We start from the raw sequence: 16,272 nt of genomic DNA on the forward strand, positions 1-16,272 counted from the left end.
CTCAGGGCAGGTCCGCCGTCGGCCCGGGGCCGGGCGGCCCGCCGTCGCGCAGGATCTCGCGGGCCTCCAACAGGGCGAAGCCGAGCAGGTTGAGCCCACGCCAGCGGGCCGGGTCCTCGGCGCGCGGGTCGTCGGGGGCCAGCCCGACCCCCCACACCCGGTCGACCGGGCTCGCCTCCACCAGCACCCGGTCACCGGTGCCCAGCAGGTACGCCCGCAGGTCGGCGTGCTGGCCGAACTTGGCCAGGCTGCCGGCCAGCACGACGGCGTACCGCTCGGCCTCCCACACCGCCGGGTCGAACCGGCGGACCTGGCGGCCGACCGCCTTGGCCTGCTGCGGGTGACCGGCGGCGAGCACCCGCTCACCGGCCTCGACGTCGTCGAAGAGCAGCGCCTTGCGCCACATCATCCAGTGTTCGGCGGTGGGGAAGTGCCGCCCGTCGACGGTGAACGACGCCGGCCACCACTGGCTCAGGCAGCCGCGGCCGACGGTGCCGTCCCGCTGTGGCCGGTGCCCCCAGAAGCAGAGGTAGCGCACCCGGTGCCCGGCGCGGTGCAGGGCGAGGACGTCTTCGGCGCGGCGCATCGACATGCCGCCCAGTGTCGCTGCCGGCACCGACAACCCGCGCCCGGGTTTCTCGCCGGGCCCGGTGCGGGTGCCGGGGTCAGGCCGGCGACGCGCCGGTGTACGCGGCGATGGTCCGGGCGGCGGCGGCCCGCGCGGCCTGCGGTTCGGTGCCGCCGGCGATGTCGGCCTCGGCCCACGCCTCGCCGCTGAGCGTCATGAAGCGTCGCCCGTCCTCCGAGCCGATCCACTCGGCGGCCTGGTCGGGGGTGACGCCCCCACCGTCGGCGTCGAGGTGGCTGGCCAGGCCGAGCAGGCCCGAGTCCCAGCCGACGCCGACCGCGCCGGGGCCGTACTCGGTCCACCGGACGTCGTCGACGTGGGCGACGTGTTCCAGGGTGAACCGGGTCCGCTCGTCGCCCTCCGGGGTCAGGTGCACCTCGATCCAGCTGATCTCGTCGCCCATCTCCCAGGTGGCGGCGAAGCTCTTCGGCGGGTCGCAGCGTTGCACCACGCCACCGGCGTTGCCCTCGAACTGGTAGCGGCCGTGCAGTCGCAGGTCGCCGGAGACCGGCAGGAACCAGCGCGGGATGCGTTCGATGCTGGTGCAGGCGTCCCAGAGGTCGTCCAGCGTCGTCGGGTACGTCTGGCTGATGGTCAGCACACGTGCCTCACCCGCTTCGAGGGTGCGGCTGCCCACGGTGCGTCGTACGGCGCTGATCTGGTGGCTGGTCTCGATCATGAGGTGCTCCGGTGTTCGGTCGGGTCGTCCGTCGTGGTGTGCGCCCGCCGTTCGCGCCGACCCCGGGCGATCTCGGTGGCCAGGGCGTCCAGGGCCGGCGTCCAGAACCGGCGGAACCCCTCCAGCCACTGGTCGACCTCCCGCAGTGGGGCGGGATCGACCGCGTAGAGCCGACGGGCGCCCTGCGGGCGGACCGTGGCGAACCCGTTGTCCCGCAACACCTTGAGGTGTTGCGAGACGGCGGGCTGGGTGATCCCGAACTCCTCCTGGATGACCGCGCAGACCCCACCGGCGCTCCGCTCGCCCTGCGCGAGCAGTTCGAGGATGCGCCGGCGTACCGGGTCGCCGAGGACGTCGAAGGCGTGCACGGTCCCCTTTGTATCAGGCATCACTTATATAAGCAATCAACCAAGTCGAGCGGCGACGGCGGAGCGTAGTTCGGGCAGCCGGTCGTGCAGCAGGCCGGGGCACTGGGTGCTGGCGAAGTTCTTGTGGCCGTAGATCTGGCTGGCCGGGATGCCGTACTGCTGGCAGGTGAACGCGCAGAACACCACCAGGCTGTCCCAGAGTGCCTGCGGCGGCTGCACGTCGACGTAGATCCCGTCGTTCTCGATCCCGATGGCCTGGCTGTTCTGCCCCACGCAGTGCGCGCCCTGCACCATCGTCTGGCCGTGCAGCAGCGCGTACAGGCTGCCGTGCCGGCCCTCGGTGAGCTGGCCGCCCCGGCTGTTGGTGAAGTGCTGTCCGGAGTCCAGCCAGCCGTTGCCGTCCATGTGCAGGTTCTGGATCGCCCGCGAGTTGGCGTACGCGTGGGCCAGGCTGTAGTCCGTCGAGTTCGGGAACGCCGTGTGGTGCACGATGATCTTGTTGGGTCGGTTCTCGACCACGCTCACCGGCGACGACGGCGGCCGGGCCCCCCAGGTGGCACAGTTGGCGATCACCGGCTGGTCGACCCGGCCGAGGGCGGTGGTCGGGGTGCTGCCGGTGGTCGGTGGGGCGGCGACGGCGGCGGGTCCGCCGAACGGGGTCGGCGCGAGCGCCCCGGCGGTGCCGAGCAGGACCGCGCCGCGCAGCACGCTGCGCCGGGACACGGGTACGGACATGGCGGGCTCCTCGGGTGCTCCGGGGGTGGGCGGGGTCAGCACGGGCCGTTGCAGGCCAGCACCCGGAGCCGGTCGAGGGTGCCGTTCCAGACGTTCTGGTCGCCCGGGAAGGTGCCCGACGACGCCCACTGCCAGAAGGAGTACGTGGCCCAGCCGGCCGGCAGCGTGCCCACCGTGCCGGCGTACCGGGCGAGCCAGAGCGGGTTGGTGGCGGCGAAGCCGCTGTAGTTGCCGGTGCAGGTGGTCCACCAGTCGGTGGTGGTGTAGATCGTCGCCCAGCGCCCGGTGCGGGCGTAGTACTGGTTGACGAAGGAGGCGATCCAGGTGCGCATCGCGCTCTGGCTCAGCCCGTAGCAGGTCGCGCCGTAGGGGTTGTACTCGATGTCGAGCGCGCCGGGCAGCGTCCGGCCGTCCTTCGACCAGCCGCCGCCGTGGTCGACGAAGTAGTTGGCCTGGGTGGCGCCGGTCGTGGTGTCCGGCCGGGCGAAGTGGTACGAACCCCGGATCATCCCGACGGAGTACGACCCGTTGTACTGCTGGGCGAAGTACGGGTTCGTGTAGTAGGTGCCCTCGGTGGCCTTCACGTAGGCGAACCGGGCACCGTTGTTCCAGGCGGCGGACCAGTTGACGTTGCCCTGGTAGCTGGAGACGTCCATGCCGGGCAGACCGGCCGGGGCGGCGGCGGCCGGGGTGACGACGCCGAGGGTGGCGGCGGCGACCATGGTGGCGGTCGCCAGCAGCGTGCCCGTGACCGCACGGAGACGGTTCATCTTTCCTCCCTGGGAGATGCCGCGTGGTTACGGCGGGAGCGACGAAAGGAACTGTCAGGTATTAGGTCACGGCCGGAGATAGTTTTCAATAGATAGAATCAAGATTATCTATCAATGGGTGGGCGGGTGCCGTCAGGCGGCGGGATCGGCGAGGACCTCGGCCGCCGCCCGCTCGCCGGCCAGCACCGCGCCCTCCAGGTAACCGGCCCACCGGGTCGCCGTCTCGGTGCCCGCCCAGTGCACCCGCCCCACCGGTCGGCGCAGCTCGGGACCGTGGTCCCGCCACGAACCGGGGGTCAGCGCCCCGCAGAAGCAGCCCCGGGTCCACTCGTCGGCCGACCAGTCGTGTTCGACGAGGTCGTCGGGCCTGGCGGCGGCCGGACCGACCAGCTCCACCAGCGCGGCCAGCACCTCGGCCCGTCGCCGCCCCGGCGACAGCCGGCGCAGCTCCCGGGCCTGCCGGCCGTAGCTGAACGCGGTCAGCACCCCGCGCGGCGAACCCGGCGTCGAGTTGTCCACCGTCTCGGTCAGCGGCCCGTCGGCCGACGTGGTCACCCCGGAACACCCGTCGGCCCGCCAGAACGGCGTCGGGTAGACCGCGTGCAGCTTCAACGCCGAGCCCATCGGCATCCGCTGGGTCAACGCGTCGCGCAGGGCCGGCAGCGCCGGTGCGTACGCGATCCGGCCCGCCAGCGCCGGGGCCACCGCCACCACCGCGGCCTCCGCCCGGTACGCCCCCTCGTCGGTGTACGCCACCACCCCGTGACCGTCCTGGTGGACCGCCCGTACCGGCGCTGCGGACCGTACCGTCCCCGGAGGCAGCGCCGCCGCCATCCGCTCCGCCAGCAGGGCCGGCCCACCCACCAGCCGATCCTGCTGGGCGCCCCCGGCCATCCCCAGCAGCAATCCGCTCCCGCCGCCGCTGCGCAGGTAGAACAGCACCTGCAACAGCGACACCTCGTCCGGGTCGACCGCCAGCAACCCGCCGGCGATCAGCCGACCCACGTACCGGGCGGTCACCGGATCGGGCGCGGCGGTGCTCAACCAGCCGCCGAGGGTGAGCCGGTCCCACTCGTCCGCCCGCGCCGCCCGCCACGGTGCCGCCGGGTCCACCCCGGCGGCGAGGTCGTCCAGCAGATCCACCGTCTGCCGGACCGACTCCGGCGGTGTCTCTCGCAGCCGCCCGTTCCAGCGCACCACCGGCCGGCCCTGCGCGGCCGACGGGAACGTGGTCAGCCCGTGCTCGGCCACCAGGGCGGCCATCCGGTCCTGGGTGGGGCCGATCCACTGCGCGCCCAGGTCCAGCGCGGTGCCGTCGGCCAACCGCCGGGTCGCCACCCGCCCCCCGACCCGTTCCCGGGCCTCCAGCACCACCACCCGCGCCCCGCCCCGGCACAACGCCGCGGCCGCGGCGAGCCCGGAGAACCCCGCACCGACCACCACCACCCGCACCGACCGCGCATACCCCGCCCCCGACCGCCTACGCCCAGCGCGGTCCCATGATCGAATCGCCGACCGCGCGGGGCCGGTGGGCTGCGCGGATGGTGGGAGTCAGTCGCGCAGGGTGCGCAGGATGCGGGTGAGGTCGGCGTGGTCGGCGGGGGAGAGGTGACCGAAGAAGCGTTCCGCCTCGGCCGCGCGGGCCGTCCGGATGGCCGCGCCGACCCGCGTACCCTCGTCGGTCGGCGCGACCAGGGTCGCCCGCCGGTCGGCCGGGTCGGGGTGGCGCGCGACGAGCCCGCGTTCCTGGAGGCCGTCGACGACCTCGGTGGTGGAGCGGGGCGCGATGTGCAGGTGCTCGGCGAGCGCGCTGAGCCGCATCGCGCCGTGCCGGGTGAGCACCGCGAGGGCGCGGGCGTGCCCGGGGTTGACGTCCCAGGGTTCGAGGGTACGTCGGGACTGGCGTCGCAGTTGCCGGGCCACCGCCCAGAACAGTTCGGCCAGGCTCTCCTCGGCCGGGTCGGCCGGCGGCCCGGCGCAGCGTGCGGACGGATCGGCTGGCGGGTCGGATGGCGCACCGGTCACCGGAATACGGTAGCAGGATTCGCTGTTGCTCCCTCATGATGAGGTAACCTCAGCAAATATCCCCCGAACGGAAGAAGGACCCCCTTGGACACCACGCCAACCCACCGGGAGGGCCGCGGCGGCGCCCCCCGGACCGTCAGTGCCGCCGAGAAGTCCCAGGCCCGTGCCGTCTCGCTGCGCCGCATCGGCCGGCTGTTCACCGCGTACCGTGGGCAGTTGGCCGTGGTCACCGCGATCATCGTGGTGTCGTCGATCGTCGCGATGGCCTCGCCGTTCCTGCTGCGGGCGGTGATCGACCGGGCGTTGCCGGAACGCGACCTGACCCTGCTGGTCTGGCTGGTCGTCGGCATGATCGCCGTCGCTGCGGTGACCGCCGTGCTCGGCGTGGCGCAGACCTGGATCTCCACCCGGGTCGGGCAGCTGGTGATGCACCGGCTGCGCACCGACGTCTTCGCCCACCTGCACCGGCAGTCGATCGGCTTCTTCACCCGCACCCGCACCGGCGAGGTGCAGTCGCGGATCACCAACGACATCGGCGGCATGCAGACCGTCGTCACCTCCACCGCCACCTCGATCGCGTCCAACCTGACCACCGTGGTGGCCACGCTGGTCGCCATGGTGGCGCTGTCCTGGCGGCTCACCCTCGTCTCGCTGGTGGTGCTGCCGCCGGCCATCTGGCTCACCCGCCGGGTCGCCGCGATGCGCCGCGAGATCACCGCCCAGCGCCAGCGGGAACTGGCCGACCTCAACGTCACCATCGAGGAGGGGCTGTCGATCAGCGGCGTACAGCTCAGCAAGACCCTCGGTGCGGGCGGCGCGCTGATCGACCGGTTCACCACCTCGTCGGCCCGCCTGGTCGACCTGGAGCTGCGCTCGGAGCTGGCCGGCCGGTGGCGGATGGCCACCATGACGATCATCTTCGCCGCCATCCCGGCGGTGATCTACCTCGGCGCGGGCCTGCCCGGCACCGCCGGCACCCTCAGCATCGGCACCCTGGTCGCCTTCACCGCCCTCCAGGGCGGCCTGTTCCGGCCGCTGATGGGGCTGCTCAACGTGGGCGTCACCCTGACCGCCTCGCTGGCGCTGTTCGCCCGGATCTTCGAGTACCTCGACCTGCCGGTGGAGGTGGACGACCCGGCCCGGCCGGTGACCATCGACCCGGCCCGGGTGCGCGGGCACCTGCGCGTCGAGGACGTCACCTTCAGCTACCCGGGCAGCGACACCGCTGCCGTCGCCGGCATCACCCTGGACGTCCCGGCCGGCAGCAGCCTCGCCCTGGTCGGCGAGACCGGCTCCGGCAAGAGCACCCTCGCCGCCCTGGTCAGCCGGCTGCACGACCCCGACGCCGGTCGGATCACCATCGACGGCGTCGACCTGCGCGACCTGCGACTGACCGACCTGGCCGCCGTCGTGGGCGTGGTCAGCCAGGAGACCTACCTGCTGCACACCACCATCCGGGAGAACCTGCGGTACGCGCGCCCCGACGCCACCGACGCCCAGCTTGAGGACGCCGCCCGCGCCGCGCAGATCCACGATCTCATCGCCGCCCTCCCGGACGGGTACGACACGGTCGTCGGCTCCCGGGGCCACCGCTTCTCCGGCGGCGAGAAGCAGCGCCTGGCGATCGCCCGTACGCTGCTGCGCGACCCCCGGGTGCTGGTGCTCGACGAGGCGACCAGCGCGCTGGACACCGAGACCGAGCGCGCCGTGCAACGGGCCTTCGACACCCTCGCCGAGGGGCGGACGGTGATCACCATCGCGCACCGGCTCTCCACGGTGCGCCACGCCGACCAGATCGCGGTCCTCGACCACGGCCGGATCGTCGAGTCCGGCACCCACGAGACGCTGCTGGCCCGCGCCGGCCGGTACGCCACCCTGGCCGGCTGACCGGGGCCGACCGGGCGGGCGGAGAACCCCCGATCTGCACAACGTGAATCCCCGATCATCGGTGGCTAGAGTGACGCCGTGCAAAATGGTGTACGGGCGCAGGTGCCGGTGCTGTACGTGGCGGACGCCGACGCGGCCCGACGGTTCTACGAGATCTTCGGCTACACCGAGATCCGGGCCGGCGGCGACGGTGGATCGCGCTGGTCGTACCTGCGGTGCGGGGAGTTGACGCTGCTGCTGGCGGCGGTCACCCCCCGCCTGGTCACCGTCGAGTTGCCCCTGCTCGTCTACCTGTACGTCGACGACCTGACGGCGACCGCCGAGCGGCTCGCCGCCGCCGGGCACCCCGTGCAGAAGGCCGGCTACCCGGAACACGCGCCGGGTGGTGAGTGCCGGGTCACCGACCCCGACGGCAACGTGGTCGCCTTCGGGCAGCGGCGGGCCGTACCCCAGCAGGAGCGCGACCCGCAGGCGGGCGGCGAGGCGCGGTTCTCGCTGATCCGGGAGGCCGCCGAGGCGGTCGGCCGCCGGGGTGGCGCACCCGCCCGCTGCCAGATCGGCGGCCGGCGCGGCGAGCCCTGCACCGAGCCGGCCGAGGTCAAGCTCGCCGACTCGTGGGGCGACACGGCGTGGGGCTGCATGGCGCACGCCGACGAGACGCTGTTGACCGCACGCGGCGCGTTCCTGGCCACCGAGGACGGAATGGGCCTCGGCCCGTTCCTGCGCGCCCGCCGGGGTCAGCCGGAACGGCATCCTGCCGAAGACGCGGCCGACGCCTGACCGCCGGATGCCGCCCGGGGAGCGCCCGCCGGAGACCCGCCCTCACCGACGGGCCCCGTCGGGCCCGGCCGCCTGGCGGTCGGCGCGCCTGTCGACGCCCGGTGGGCCGGCGGTGCGTCGACCGGCGCGGGGCGATGGCGTCGTGGCGGCGGGCCGCAGGCCGGCGAGCCGGACGAAGACCTCCCGCCTGGCGGTCGCCTCGCCGCGCCGGTCGAGCACGTAGCCGGTCAGCCACACCCACCCGTCGTAGGTCGGCCGGTCGGACACCGACACCACCCGCAGCCGCAGGGCACGCTCCCCGGTGAACTGCACCGAGGCGGCCCGGTCGACGATCAGCAGTTCGCCGGGCCGGGGGCGCTCGTTCACCAGTGCCCGCCGTTGGTGGGCGGGCAGTCCCGCGCGTGCCGGGCCTGCCAGTCGCGCAGGGCCCGCGTGAGCCGGTCGTTCTCTTGGGCGAGGGCGTGGATCTCCTGGTGCAGCGTCGCGAGCTGGTCGGCCAGCCGGGACTGGAACCGGCGTACCTCGACGGGGTCGACGCCGCGTCGACGCGGCGCGAACTCGTGGGTGCGTACCTCGTGGGGGGTCAGTAGGGCCGGGTGACCGGTCCCGTAGGGCTGGCTACCGCGATACACCTGGGCCACGGGGGTCCTTTCCGGTGCTGGAGGGCGGAGGGGTCCTTTCGGCGGTGCTGGAGGGCGGGTCGTCCGCCGCCGGCTGCGGACGACCCGCCCGCTCGGCGGTCGCAGCCCACTTCGGCGGTACGACGACAGGGCAGCCGGACGGGGTCGGGGCGGGCGCACACCCGCCCCGACCGGGGGAAACCCCTCTCTCGTTGCCACGCGAGGAGCGGTTCGGTGTCCAACATATCTAGACATGCTGGATGAGTCAACGCTGCTTGTTAGGTGCGTCGCGGTGTGATCGAATCGGGTTGCCACGCGAGGAGTGCCATGCGAGAAGTGCCGGACTACTGGCGCATCGCCGATGATGTGATCGCCGACGTCAGAGCCAAGCGGCTGAAGGCGGGGGACAAGCTGCCCTCGATCGCCGAGCTGCGCCAGAAGTACGAGGTCAGCCACGGCACCGTGCAGATGTCCTACGCCCGGCTGGAAGCGCTGCGGATCATTCGACGGCAGCAGGGCAAGGGCGTCTTCGTCAACGACCCGAAGCTCTGGATGCGCGAACCCTGACCCGCCGCCCTGCTCCGCTCCGCCCGATTCGATCTGCCCGGGTGATCAAGAAGTTTGTGTCAATTTTGATCTCCCTGATGACGCGAACCTCTTGATCACCGGGCGCATGGCGGGTTCGCACGCGCCGTAAGTCGTCCACGCCTCACTTTCGCCTGGCGGCGCTTGCCCGCCTCGGGCGGCGTGCCCGGTGATCAAGAAACTTGCGTCGTTCGGGAGGTCGAGCTTGATCGCACGGCCTCCACGTGTCGCCCCCGTGGACGCCACCCCCTTTGTGGGCGGGCCCCCACGTGCTCCGGGGCTCTGCCACGAAGCGCCAAGATCGTATTGCGATTTGTCGCACCCTGCTCGGCGTGTCGTCTGCATTTCGGCAACTTGATCATGAGTGGGGCTGGTTGAGCTGGGCAGGCGTCTCGATCAGCGGGGCGGAGTCGAGAAGGAGTCGGAAAAGTGGGGGGAGCCGTGGGGGGTCTGGGGGCGTCCAAGGGGTATGACGAGTTTTCGAGGTGTGTGGGTGGCGGTCGTGCCGGTGCTTCTGCTCACTGCTGCCTGTGCGGGGCAGGACGGGGCGGGCATCGCGCCCGATGCGGCACCGACTTCTCTTCCCGCCAACGTGCCGGTGCTGCGGATCGACCAGACGGGCGGCTTCGTGCGGCCCGAGACGAACGTGACCCGGCTGCCGTCCGTCAGCGTCTACGCCGACGGCCGGGTGATCACGCAGGGGCCGACCGTCCTCAGTTATCCGGGACCGGCGCTGCCCAACGTCCAGGTCCGTACGATCAGCAAGGCCGAGGTGGCGAAGCTGGTCGAGCAGGCCCGCGCGGCCGGGGTGGGCAGTGCGGTCGACGTGGGCACGCCGAAGATCACCGACGTGACCACCACCCGGTTCACCATCCGGGGAACGGTCGGCAGCGAGCAGCTGGAGGTCTACGCCCTGGGCGAGGCGACCGGTCCCGAGGCCGGCCTGACCCCCGCCCAGCAGGCCGCCCGGGAGAAACTGCGGACCTTCGCCGACAAGCTGACCGACCCGGGGAACGCGGCGACGCAGCCGTACCAGCCGACCGCCATCGCGGCGGTGGCCGGGCCGTGGGTCGCCACCCCGGAGACCGCGAAGCAGCCCAGGATGGAGTGGCCCGGCCCGGTGCTGCCCGGGGCCAGCCTCGGCGAGGGTCTCGACCTCGGTTGTGTGACGGTCACCGGTGCTGCCGTGCAGCAGTTGATCGCCACCGCCGGCAAGGCCAACGCCGCTACCCCGTGGACCTCCGGCGGGAAGCCCTGGACGGTCACCCTCCGCCCGCTGCTGCCCGACGAGACGGACTGCGCCAGCCTCTCCGCTGGTCGCTGAGCTTGTACCCGGCCGGTCGATCCGATCGTGTCGACCGGCCGGGGGTCCCCGGAGCTGTGGACTGTCAATTCCCGAGATGGCCGTTCGGTTGGTGGCGGCGAGATCATCTTCGGTGAATCCTCTTCGGTGTGAAGGCATTCGTCGGGGTGACGGACGAGAAGTGGTATCGCTACCTGGCTGCGCGTCCGGGCCTGACCGAAGTCAACTTCTGGCGGCCGTCGGGCGGGGGGTTCCGGGCGCTGACCGTAGGTGAGCCGTTCTTCTTCAAGGCTCACTACCCGCTCAACCGGGTGGTCGGCGGAGGCTTCTTCAGCGGATTCACGCAGTTGCGGATCTCGGAGGCGTGGGAACTGTTCGGCGAGGCCAATGGAGTCGCCAGCCTCGATGACATGCGTCGCAGTGTCGGGCGTTACCGACGTCAGCCGATCGGCCTCGACGAAGACCCGGTCATCGGCGGCATCTTCGTCCGGGACGCGGTCTTCTTTCCCGACGACTCGACCGTCGACCCGCCACCCGGTTTCGCCTCCAACGTGGTGCAGGGCAAGACGTACGACCTGGCCGACGCCGCGGTCACCGGATACTTCGAACTGTTGATCCACCGTCTCATCGGCACCACCGTCGAACTCGACCTGGCGGCACCGTGGCACCGGCCTGGCCCGGTGTACGGCGACCCCCGACTGGTGCCGCAACGTTTGGGTCAGCAGTCGTTCAAGGCGGTGGTGCTCGGTGCCTACGAACGACGGTGCGCCATCACCGGTAACCGGGTGCGACCGGTCCTGCAGGCGGCGCACATCCGGCCGCTGCCGGTGGGTGGGGAGCACCGCGTCGACAACGGGCTGTTGCTCAAGTCGGATGTCCACATCCTGTTCGACAGGGGTTACCTCGGCGTGGATCCGAAATACCGACTGCTGGTCAGCCCTCGGCTGCGCAGCGAATTCGGCAACGGCGACCAGTTCTACGCCAGGGCGGGCACGCAGATCGGTGTGCCCGAACGGCGCGGTGACCGACCCCGCGCCGAGTTCCTGGAGTGGCACCTCGACACGGTCTTCAAAGCCGCCTGACCTGCCGGCGGAGAGTGGAGAATATGGGGAAATCGCAGCAGGTGATGGAGGTAGCGTGATTTCTTCGGTGACGGTGTGCAGCAGCTCGAAGTTCTACGATCTGGCACGGCGCGCCGCCGATGCGTTGCAGGCGGTGGGACTCACCGTCTACACCCCGCGATTCGACTACAACGAGGAGCACGTCGTGGTCGGGGAGGCGGACAAGTTCCGGCTGACCCATGAGTTCCTCGCCAAGGTCGCCAGGTCCGATGCGGTCTACGTGATCGCGAGTGGTGGCTATACCGGAGTCAGTGTCTGCATCGAGGTGGGCTACGCGCATGCCCTGGGCAAGGCGGTGCTCTGCTCAGAGCAACCGACCGAGTTTGCCGTGCGCGCTCTGGTGGATGCCGTCGTACCCGTCGACGAGATCAGCGGGAGGGCCCGGTTGATCGGCCACCGGCGCACCTCGACGGTGGACTTGTTTCCATAGGCAACCATCACTACATTGGGTCCGGGTGCCGCTCTGTTGCCGGGCGGCTGTTTGGCCTGAGCCGGGCTGTTGTCCACGTGCCGACACGGCGCGTCGACGCGCGAGCGACGTCACTGCTCCCGCGCCGTCGGTCCACACCGACGGCCAGCCGGAAGGACCCCTGTGAGGATCTCCCGTACCCGTATCACCGCCGCCGTGGCCGCCACCGTCACGGTGGCGGCGGCCGTCACCACCGTGCTCGCCGGCACCGCCTCGGCCGCCCAGGGCTGCCGGATCGACTACCAGCCCAACGAGTGGACCGGCGGCTTCACCGCCAACGTCCGGGTCTCCCCGGGCGACACCGCCCTGAGCAGTTGGACCGTCACCTGGTCCTACCCGGGCGGGCAGCGGATCACCGGCGGCTGGAACGCCACGGTCAGCCAGTCCGGTACGACGGTCACCGCCCGCAACGCCGCCTGGAACGGCAGCGTCCCGGCCGGCGGTTCCACCGAGTTCGGCGTTCAGGGCACCAGCACCTCGGGGGCCGGCGCGCCGACCGGGTTCGCGCTCAACGGCGTACCGTGCAACGGGGCTCCGCCGCCGACCAGCACGCCGCCGCCCACGACCCCGCCGCCGACCACGCCCCCGCCCACCACGCCGCCCCCGACGACCCCGCCGCCGACCACCCCGCCGCCGCCGACCACCCCGCCCCCCACGACGCCGCCGCCGACCACCCCGCCGCCGGCCGGGTGTGCCGGTGCGGTGCTTTGCGACGGTTTCGAGAACCAGACCGGCAGCACGCCGGCCGGCGACTGGAGCGTGGTCAACCCGGACTGCTCGGGGACGGGCCGGGCGGCGGTGGACACGGCGACCGCGCACAGCGGCAGCCGCTCGCTGCGCATCGACGGCGCGCAGGGCTACTGCAACCACGTCTTCGTGCGTTCCACCAAGGATCTCAGTGCGGTGGGCACCGTCCGGTACGGCCGGATCTGGCTGCGCCACACCACCGCCCTGCCGACCCAGCACGTCACCGTGATGGCCATGACCGACGCCGCCGACGGCAACAAGGACCTGCGGATGGGCGGCCAGAACGGCGCGTTGCAGTGGAACCGGGCCTCGGACGACGCGACCCTGCCTGAGCAGAGCCCATCCGGTGTGGCGCTGAGCGTGCCGCTGCCCACCGGCCGTTGGACGTGCCTGGAGTTCATGGTCGACGGCAACCAGGGGCAGTTGCGTACCTGGCTCGACGGCACCGCCGTCACCGGGCTGACCGCCGACGGGGTGCCCACCCACGACATCGACGGACAGTGGTACAACCGCACCTGGCGTCCCCGGCTGACCGACCTGAAGCTGGGTTGGGAGAGCTACGGCGAGGGCGCGGACACCCTCTGGTACGACGACGTCGCCCTGGGCGCCAGCCGGATCGGCTGCTGACCCGACCGGGACCGGGCGGCCGACGGGGCCGCCCGGTCCCGGCTGCGTCCACCGGGCATTTCAGCCGGCGGTGGCGTGCCGATCATGGTGCGTTCATCCACGGTTGCCAGGCTGACCTCTGGTCGGCGGGGTTCGCCTCCCGCCAGAATGTGGCTGATCGGGATAACCATCCTGATCGATGCATTCCTGTCGGCCCCCGCGACCCGGAGGACCCGTTGAGCACTCCCGCGAACCCCGTCACCCCCGCCACCGCCCCGACCTCGCGCCCCCGGCCCCGCCGCCTGCCGGGCATCCTCGCGCTGCTGACCGCCCTGGTCGCGACGCTGCTCGTCGGGCCGTCCGTGGTGACCCCGAGGCTGACCGACTCCGCGTCGGCGGCGGTCTACGGCTCCTGCACGATGTCCCGCTGCGCGGACGCCCGTACCGCCCGCTCCGGCTGGTCGGCCAAGGGATTCCCGACCAGCCGGGGCTGGTACGCCTGGAGCGGCGGCCTGTCGAACTTCGCCGGCGGCCAGTTCCACAACTACGAGGGGCAGCTCCCCGCCGGCGCCACCTACTACGAGTACGACGTCTACCCGCGGGTCTCCGGCGCGGCGCGGGACGCGTACCGCATCGTGGTGAACAAGAGCAGCGGGGCGACCTGGTTCTCCCCCGACCACTACGCGAACTTCTACCGGATCTGACCGAGGACCACCCGGGGCGGGCCGGTCCGCCGGTCCGCCCCGTCGAGCAGGAGGATGCACCATGACCGGACAGCGCCAGCCGGGCTGGCTACGGGTGACCGACGAGGCCCGCCCGTCGGGGCATCCGACGCCGTCGGTCACCGTGGCCGGGGCGGCGGCCCGTACCCGCCCCGCGCTGTTCGACGCGCTCACCGACGCGCTCGACCTGCCCGGCCACTTCGGCCGCAACTGGGACGCGCTCGCCGACGTGCTGGCCGACCGGCTCGACGCCGGCCCGCTCACCCTCGAGGTGACCGACGCCGGACTGCTGCTGGCCGACGAGCCGCCCGGTCAGCTTGGGACGCTGCTCGACGTGGTGGGCGGGGTGGCGGCCGGCGCCCGGGAGCCGGTCTGCCTGCTGCTGCGGGACACCCCGCAGCGGCTGCCCGACCTGCGGCACCGGCTGCACGCCGTCCTCGGTGGCGGCGGGGTGGCCGTCCCGCCCGGCGGCGCGCTGCGCTGAGCGTCCGCGCCGCCAGCGGCGCGGCGGGGGCGGGGTCAGTTGGGGCGGTCGAGGATCGCGCTGAACCGTTCCTCGGCCAGGTCGAGCTGGCCGAAGATGTGCCGCTTCACCGGTGCCGACAGCGGGGTGTCCGGCCGGGCGATCAACTCCCGGTAGACCGGCACCAGCGGCCGGTACTTCGCCGCCGAGCGGGCCACCTTCGGTCCGACGGCGTAGACCACGCCCACACCGTTGTCGGTGAAGTCGGAGACCTTGATGACCCGGGCCCAGGGTTCCCGGTCCAGGCTGGCCGCGACGTGCTCGCGGTACTGCACGTGCGGGTCCCGCTCCGGGTCGTACACCGGGTTGGTGACCGCGGCGACCAGGCGGGCCACCCGGGCGCCGAACCGGTCGGCCAGCGCGGCCAGCGCCGCCGCCGTCGGGTCGGCGGCCCCCGCGCCGGCCAGCTCGCCCGGATGGTCCTCCACCGCGTCGTGCAGCAGCCCGGCGACGATCACGTCGGGGTCGCGCACCTGGTAGTGGTGCATCATCCGGATCGCCACCCGCAGCAGGTGGTTGAGGTACGGCTCGCGGGACCGCCGGTCGTCGCGGTGCAGCTCGGCGGCCAGGTCGAGGGCTTCGGTCAGCCGGTCCCGGTCGGCGGTGGCGAAGGCCGGCAACTCCAGCCGGAACCGGGCCAGCAGGCCCGGTTCGCCGTGCAGCTCGGTGATCGCGTGCATCGGCATGGTGGCGAGGTACGGCGGGAACTCCATCGCCTACTTATAGCCGATCTTCACTGTCGGTCCGACCCCGTCGTCGGGCATGTGACCGCCTCACTGCTGGCCGGGAAAGCTGCTTGACCAGGCGAACCGTTGTCCCGTCGGGGGTGCCGTCGAGCTGTGCCTCGTCCATCAACCGCGCCATGATCAGTCGTCCCCGGCCCCGGTCGCGTCCCTGCGACGGGCCCTCGCGCCAGCCGCCGGTGTCGCGGATCTCGACCTCCAGCCGCTCGGCCCGCAGCCGGGCCGACACCGTGACGCTCGCCCCGGGCGCGAACCGGTAGCCGTGCTCGATGGCGTTGGCGCACGCCTCCCCGACGGCGATCAGCACCACCTCCACGTCCGCCTCGTCGACCCCGGCCCCGGTGAGCCACGCGCGCAGCGCCTCCCGGGCGGGGGAGAGTTGGGCCGGATCGGCGGCCAGCGCGGCCCGGAACGCCGACGGCGCACCGCCCTCGGACGTGCCGCCCCGCGCCGCCGGGTCGACATACGGTGCGGTGCCGGCCGTCGGGTCGGGCCGGTCCGCGTCGACGTCGCGTCCACCGGCCACCCGGGTCCACCTCCCGCTGATCATCGTCGTCCGGGGTCGGCAGCCCGACCGTACCCGGGTCATTGTCCCTGTCCCGGCCCGCCGCCGAGCACCACCCCTGGGTGGGGTGCCCTCAGGGGCGGCCCCCCGGGAGGCGACGGGGCTACGAGGCCAGCCGCTCGCCGGGGTCGGGCACGGCGATCCCGCCGTCGGACTGGTTGATCTCCGACCAGACCGCGTCGAGGGAGAGGCCGAGGACGTCGGCGAGCACCGCGATGGTCGGGAACGCCGGGGTGGCCACCCGACCGGACTCGATCTTCCGCAGGGTCTCCGGGGACAGCCCGGCGGCCAGCGCGGTGCCGAGCATCGACCGTTGTCCCCGGGCGCGGCGCAGCAGGGCGCCGAGGCGTTGCCCGCGGGCGACCTCGGCGGGGGTGAGCGGCAACCTGACCATGG

At 72.6% G+C, this 16,272-nt stretch carries 21 protein-coding genes; 9 read left to right on the forward strand and 12 right to left on the reverse strand.

The genetic code is table 11. The annotated features are described in order from the left end of the window. Position 1 precedes the first annotated feature (1 nt). The 7 genes from FJK98_RS15910 to FJK98_RS15940 form a co-directional block, all read right to left on the reverse strand. Positions 2-592 (reverse strand): NADAR family protein, encoded by a 591-nt coding sequence (locus FJK98_RS15910; RefSeq protein ID WP_145919721.1) that lies wholly within the window; start codon positions 590-592, stop codon positions 2-4. Positions 593-665: 73 nt separating this feature from the next. Next, the gene (locus tag FJK98_RS15915) at positions 666-1,307 is read right to left on the reverse strand and encodes an SRPBCC family protein (protein ID WP_145919722.1); all 642 of its coding nucleotides are present in this window, start codon (positions 1,305-1,307) and stop codon (positions 666-668) included. Then, positions 1,304-1,675 carry a helix-turn-helix transcriptional regulator gene (locus tag FJK98_RS15920; RefSeq protein ID WP_145919723.1) on the reverse strand — a complete coding sequence of 124 codons (372 nt, stop codon included), beginning with the start codon at positions 1,673-1,675 and terminating at the stop codon, positions 1,304-1,306. Before FJK98_RS15920 ends, FJK98_RS15915 begins: the two co-directional genes overlap by 4 nt. Before the next feature lie 36 nt (positions 1,676-1,711). Next, entirely contained in the window at positions 1,712-2,410 is a 699-nt protein-coding gene (locus FJK98_RS15925) for a peptidoglycan recognition family protein (RefSeq protein WP_145919724.1), read from the reverse strand. A gap of 35 nt (positions 2,411-2,445) precedes the next feature. Next, positions 2,446-3,180 (reverse strand): lysozyme, encoded by a 735-nt coding sequence (locus FJK98_RS15930; protein ID WP_145919725.1) that lies wholly within the window; start codon positions 3,178-3,180, stop codon positions 2,446-2,448. 132 nt (positions 3,181-3,312) lie between these two features. Continuing rightward, the gene (locus FJK98_RS15935) at positions 3,313-4,632 is read right to left on the reverse strand and encodes an FAD-dependent oxidoreductase (RefSeq protein ID WP_145919726.1); all 1,320 of its coding nucleotides are present in this window, start codon (positions 4,630-4,632) and stop codon (positions 3,313-3,315) included. 99 nt (positions 4,633-4,731) lie between these two features. Next, positions 4,732-5,124, reverse strand: coding sequence for a MarR family winged helix-turn-helix transcriptional regulator (locus FJK98_RS15940; protein ID WP_228543780.1), 393 nt, complete (start codon positions 5,122-5,124; stop codon positions 4,732-4,734). Between the two features lie 165 nt (positions 5,125-5,289). On the opposite strand from FJK98_RS15940, the gene FJK98_RS15945 reads away from it, so the two are divergent. Together FJK98_RS15945 and FJK98_RS15950 are read left to right on the forward strand one after the other, a co-directional pair. Then, the gene (locus FJK98_RS15945) at positions 5,290-7,092 is read left to right on the forward strand and encodes an ABC transporter ATP-binding protein (RefSeq protein ID WP_145919728.1); all 1,803 of its coding nucleotides are present in this window, start codon (positions 5,290-5,292) and stop codon (positions 7,090-7,092) included. A 78-nt stretch (positions 7,093-7,170) separates the two neighbouring features. Further along, positions 7,171-7,872 carry a glyoxalase/bleomycin resistance/extradiol dioxygenase family protein gene (locus FJK98_RS15950; protein WP_145919729.1) on the forward strand — a complete coding sequence of 234 codons (702 nt, stop codon included), beginning with the start codon at positions 7,171-7,173 and terminating at the stop codon, positions 7,870-7,872. Between the two features lie 42 nt (positions 7,873-7,914). Here FJK98_RS15950 and FJK98_RS15955 read toward each other — a convergent pair whose 3' ends face one another. After that, entirely contained in the window at positions 7,915-8,238 is a 324-nt protein-coding gene (locus tag FJK98_RS15955) for a hypothetical protein (protein ID WP_240762886.1), read from the reverse strand. Further along, entirely contained in the window at positions 8,235-8,513 is a 279-nt protein-coding gene (locus tag FJK98_RS33235) for a DivIVA domain-containing protein (RefSeq protein WP_240762888.1), read from the reverse strand. The genes FJK98_RS15955 and FJK98_RS33235 overlap by 4 nt, the downstream gene beginning before the upstream one ends. A 306-nt stretch (positions 8,514-8,819) precedes the next feature. Here FJK98_RS33235 and FJK98_RS15965 point away from each other — a divergent pair, with 306 nt between their 5' ends. From FJK98_RS15965 to FJK98_RS15995, 7 genes are all read left to right on the forward strand, one after another. Continuing rightward, positions 8,820-9,059: a winged helix-turn-helix domain-containing protein gene (locus tag FJK98_RS15965; RefSeq protein WP_088646881.1), complete on the forward strand. Its 240-nt coding sequence runs from the start codon at positions 8,820-8,822 to the stop codon at positions 9,057-9,059. A 487-nt stretch (positions 9,060-9,546) separates the two neighbouring features. Then, positions 9,547-10,401: a hypothetical protein gene (locus FJK98_RS15970; protein WP_145919732.1), complete on the forward strand. Its 855-nt coding sequence runs from the start codon at positions 9,547-9,549 to the stop codon at positions 10,399-10,401. 128 nt (positions 10,402-10,529) lie between these two features. Then, on the forward strand, positions 10,530-11,462 hold the full coding sequence (locus tag FJK98_RS15975; protein WP_088646883.1) for an HNH endonuclease: 933 nt from the start codon (positions 10,530-10,532) through the stop codon (positions 11,460-11,462). A gap of 55 nt (positions 11,463-11,517) precedes the next feature. Continuing rightward, positions 11,518-11,931 (forward strand): hypothetical protein, encoded by a 414-nt coding sequence (locus FJK98_RS15980; RefSeq protein ID WP_145919733.1) that lies wholly within the window; start codon positions 11,518-11,520, stop codon positions 11,929-11,931. A 162-nt stretch (positions 11,932-12,093) separates the two neighbouring features. Continuing rightward, positions 12,094-13,344: a cellulose-binding domain-containing protein gene (locus FJK98_RS15985; protein WP_240762892.1), complete on the forward strand. Its 1,251-nt coding sequence runs from the start codon at positions 12,094-12,096 to the stop codon at positions 13,342-13,344. A 281-nt stretch (positions 13,345-13,625) separates the two neighbouring features. Then, positions 13,626-14,027, forward strand: a complete 402-nt coding sequence (locus tag FJK98_RS15990) for a ribonuclease domain-containing protein (protein ID WP_145922793.1) — start codon at positions 13,626-13,628, stop codon at positions 14,025-14,027. 61 nt (positions 14,028-14,088) lie between these two features. Continuing rightward, on the forward strand, positions 14,089-14,529 hold the full coding sequence (locus FJK98_RS15995) for a barstar family protein (RefSeq protein ID WP_145919734.1): 441 nt from the start codon (positions 14,089-14,091) through the stop codon (positions 14,527-14,529). Positions 14,530-14,564: 35 nt separating this feature from the next. Here the strand turns inward: FJK98_RS15995 and FJK98_RS16000 are convergent, their stop codons facing one another. The 3 genes from FJK98_RS16000 to FJK98_RS16010 form a co-directional block, all read right to left on the reverse strand. Continuing rightward, complete coding sequence (locus FJK98_RS16000; RefSeq protein WP_145919735.1) at positions 14,565-15,281, reverse strand: HD domain-containing protein; 717 nt, start codon at positions 15,279-15,281, stop codon at positions 14,565-14,567. A gap of 7 nt (positions 15,282-15,288) precedes the next feature. After that, positions 15,289-15,837, reverse strand: a complete 549-nt coding sequence (locus FJK98_RS16005; RefSeq protein WP_240762894.1) for an ATP-binding protein — start codon at positions 15,835-15,837, stop codon at positions 15,289-15,291. A 142-nt stretch (positions 15,838-15,979) separates the two neighbouring features. After that, entirely contained in the window at positions 15,980-16,270 is a 291-nt protein-coding gene (locus FJK98_RS16010) for a helix-turn-helix domain-containing protein (protein WP_145919737.1), read from the reverse strand. Positions 16,271-16,272 lie beyond the last annotated feature (2 nt).

This window comes from Micromonospora sp. HM134, from assembly GCF_007833915.1.
Lineage (GTDB): Bacteria > Actinomycetota > Actinomycetes > Mycobacteriales > Micromonosporaceae > Micromonospora > Micromonospora wenchangensis.

Excerpts from the sequence above, each read along its gene's own strand:
- FJK98_RS15925 (WP_145919724.1), bottom strand. The coding sequence starts at position 2,410 with ATGTCCGTACCCGTGTCCCGGCGCAGCGTGCTGCGCGGCGCGGTCCTG.
- FJK98_RS16000 (WP_145919735.1), bottom strand. The coding sequence starts at position 15,281 with ATGGAGTTCCCGCCGTACCTCGCCACCATGCCGATGCACGCGATCACC.
- FJK98_RS15915 (WP_145919722.1), bottom strand. The coding sequence starts at position 1,307 with ATGATCGAGACCAGCCACCAGATCAGCGCCGTACGACGCACCGTGGGC.
- FJK98_RS15930 (WP_145919725.1), bottom strand. The coding sequence starts at position 3,180 with ATGAACCGTCTCCGTGCGGTCACGGGCACGCTGCTGGCGACCGCCACC.
- FJK98_RS15995 (WP_145919734.1), top strand. The coding sequence starts at position 14,089 with ATGACCGGACAGCGCCAGCCGGGCTGGCTACGGGTGACCGACGAGGCC.
- FJK98_RS15970 (WP_145919732.1), top strand. The coding sequence starts at position 9,547 with ATGACGAGTTTTCGAGGTGTGTGGGTGGCGGTCGTGCCGGTGCTTCTG.
- FJK98_RS16010 (WP_145919737.1), bottom strand. The coding sequence starts at position 16,270 with ATGGTCAGGTTGCCGCTCACCCCCGCCGAGGTCGCCCGCGGGCAACGC.
- FJK98_RS15910 (WP_145919721.1), bottom strand. The coding sequence starts at position 592 with ATGTCGATGCGCCGCGCCGAAGACGTCCTCGCCCTGCACCGCGCCGGG.
- FJK98_RS15965 (WP_088646881.1), top strand. The coding sequence starts at position 8,820 with ATGCGAGAAGTGCCGGACTACTGGCGCATCGCCGATGATGTGATCGCC.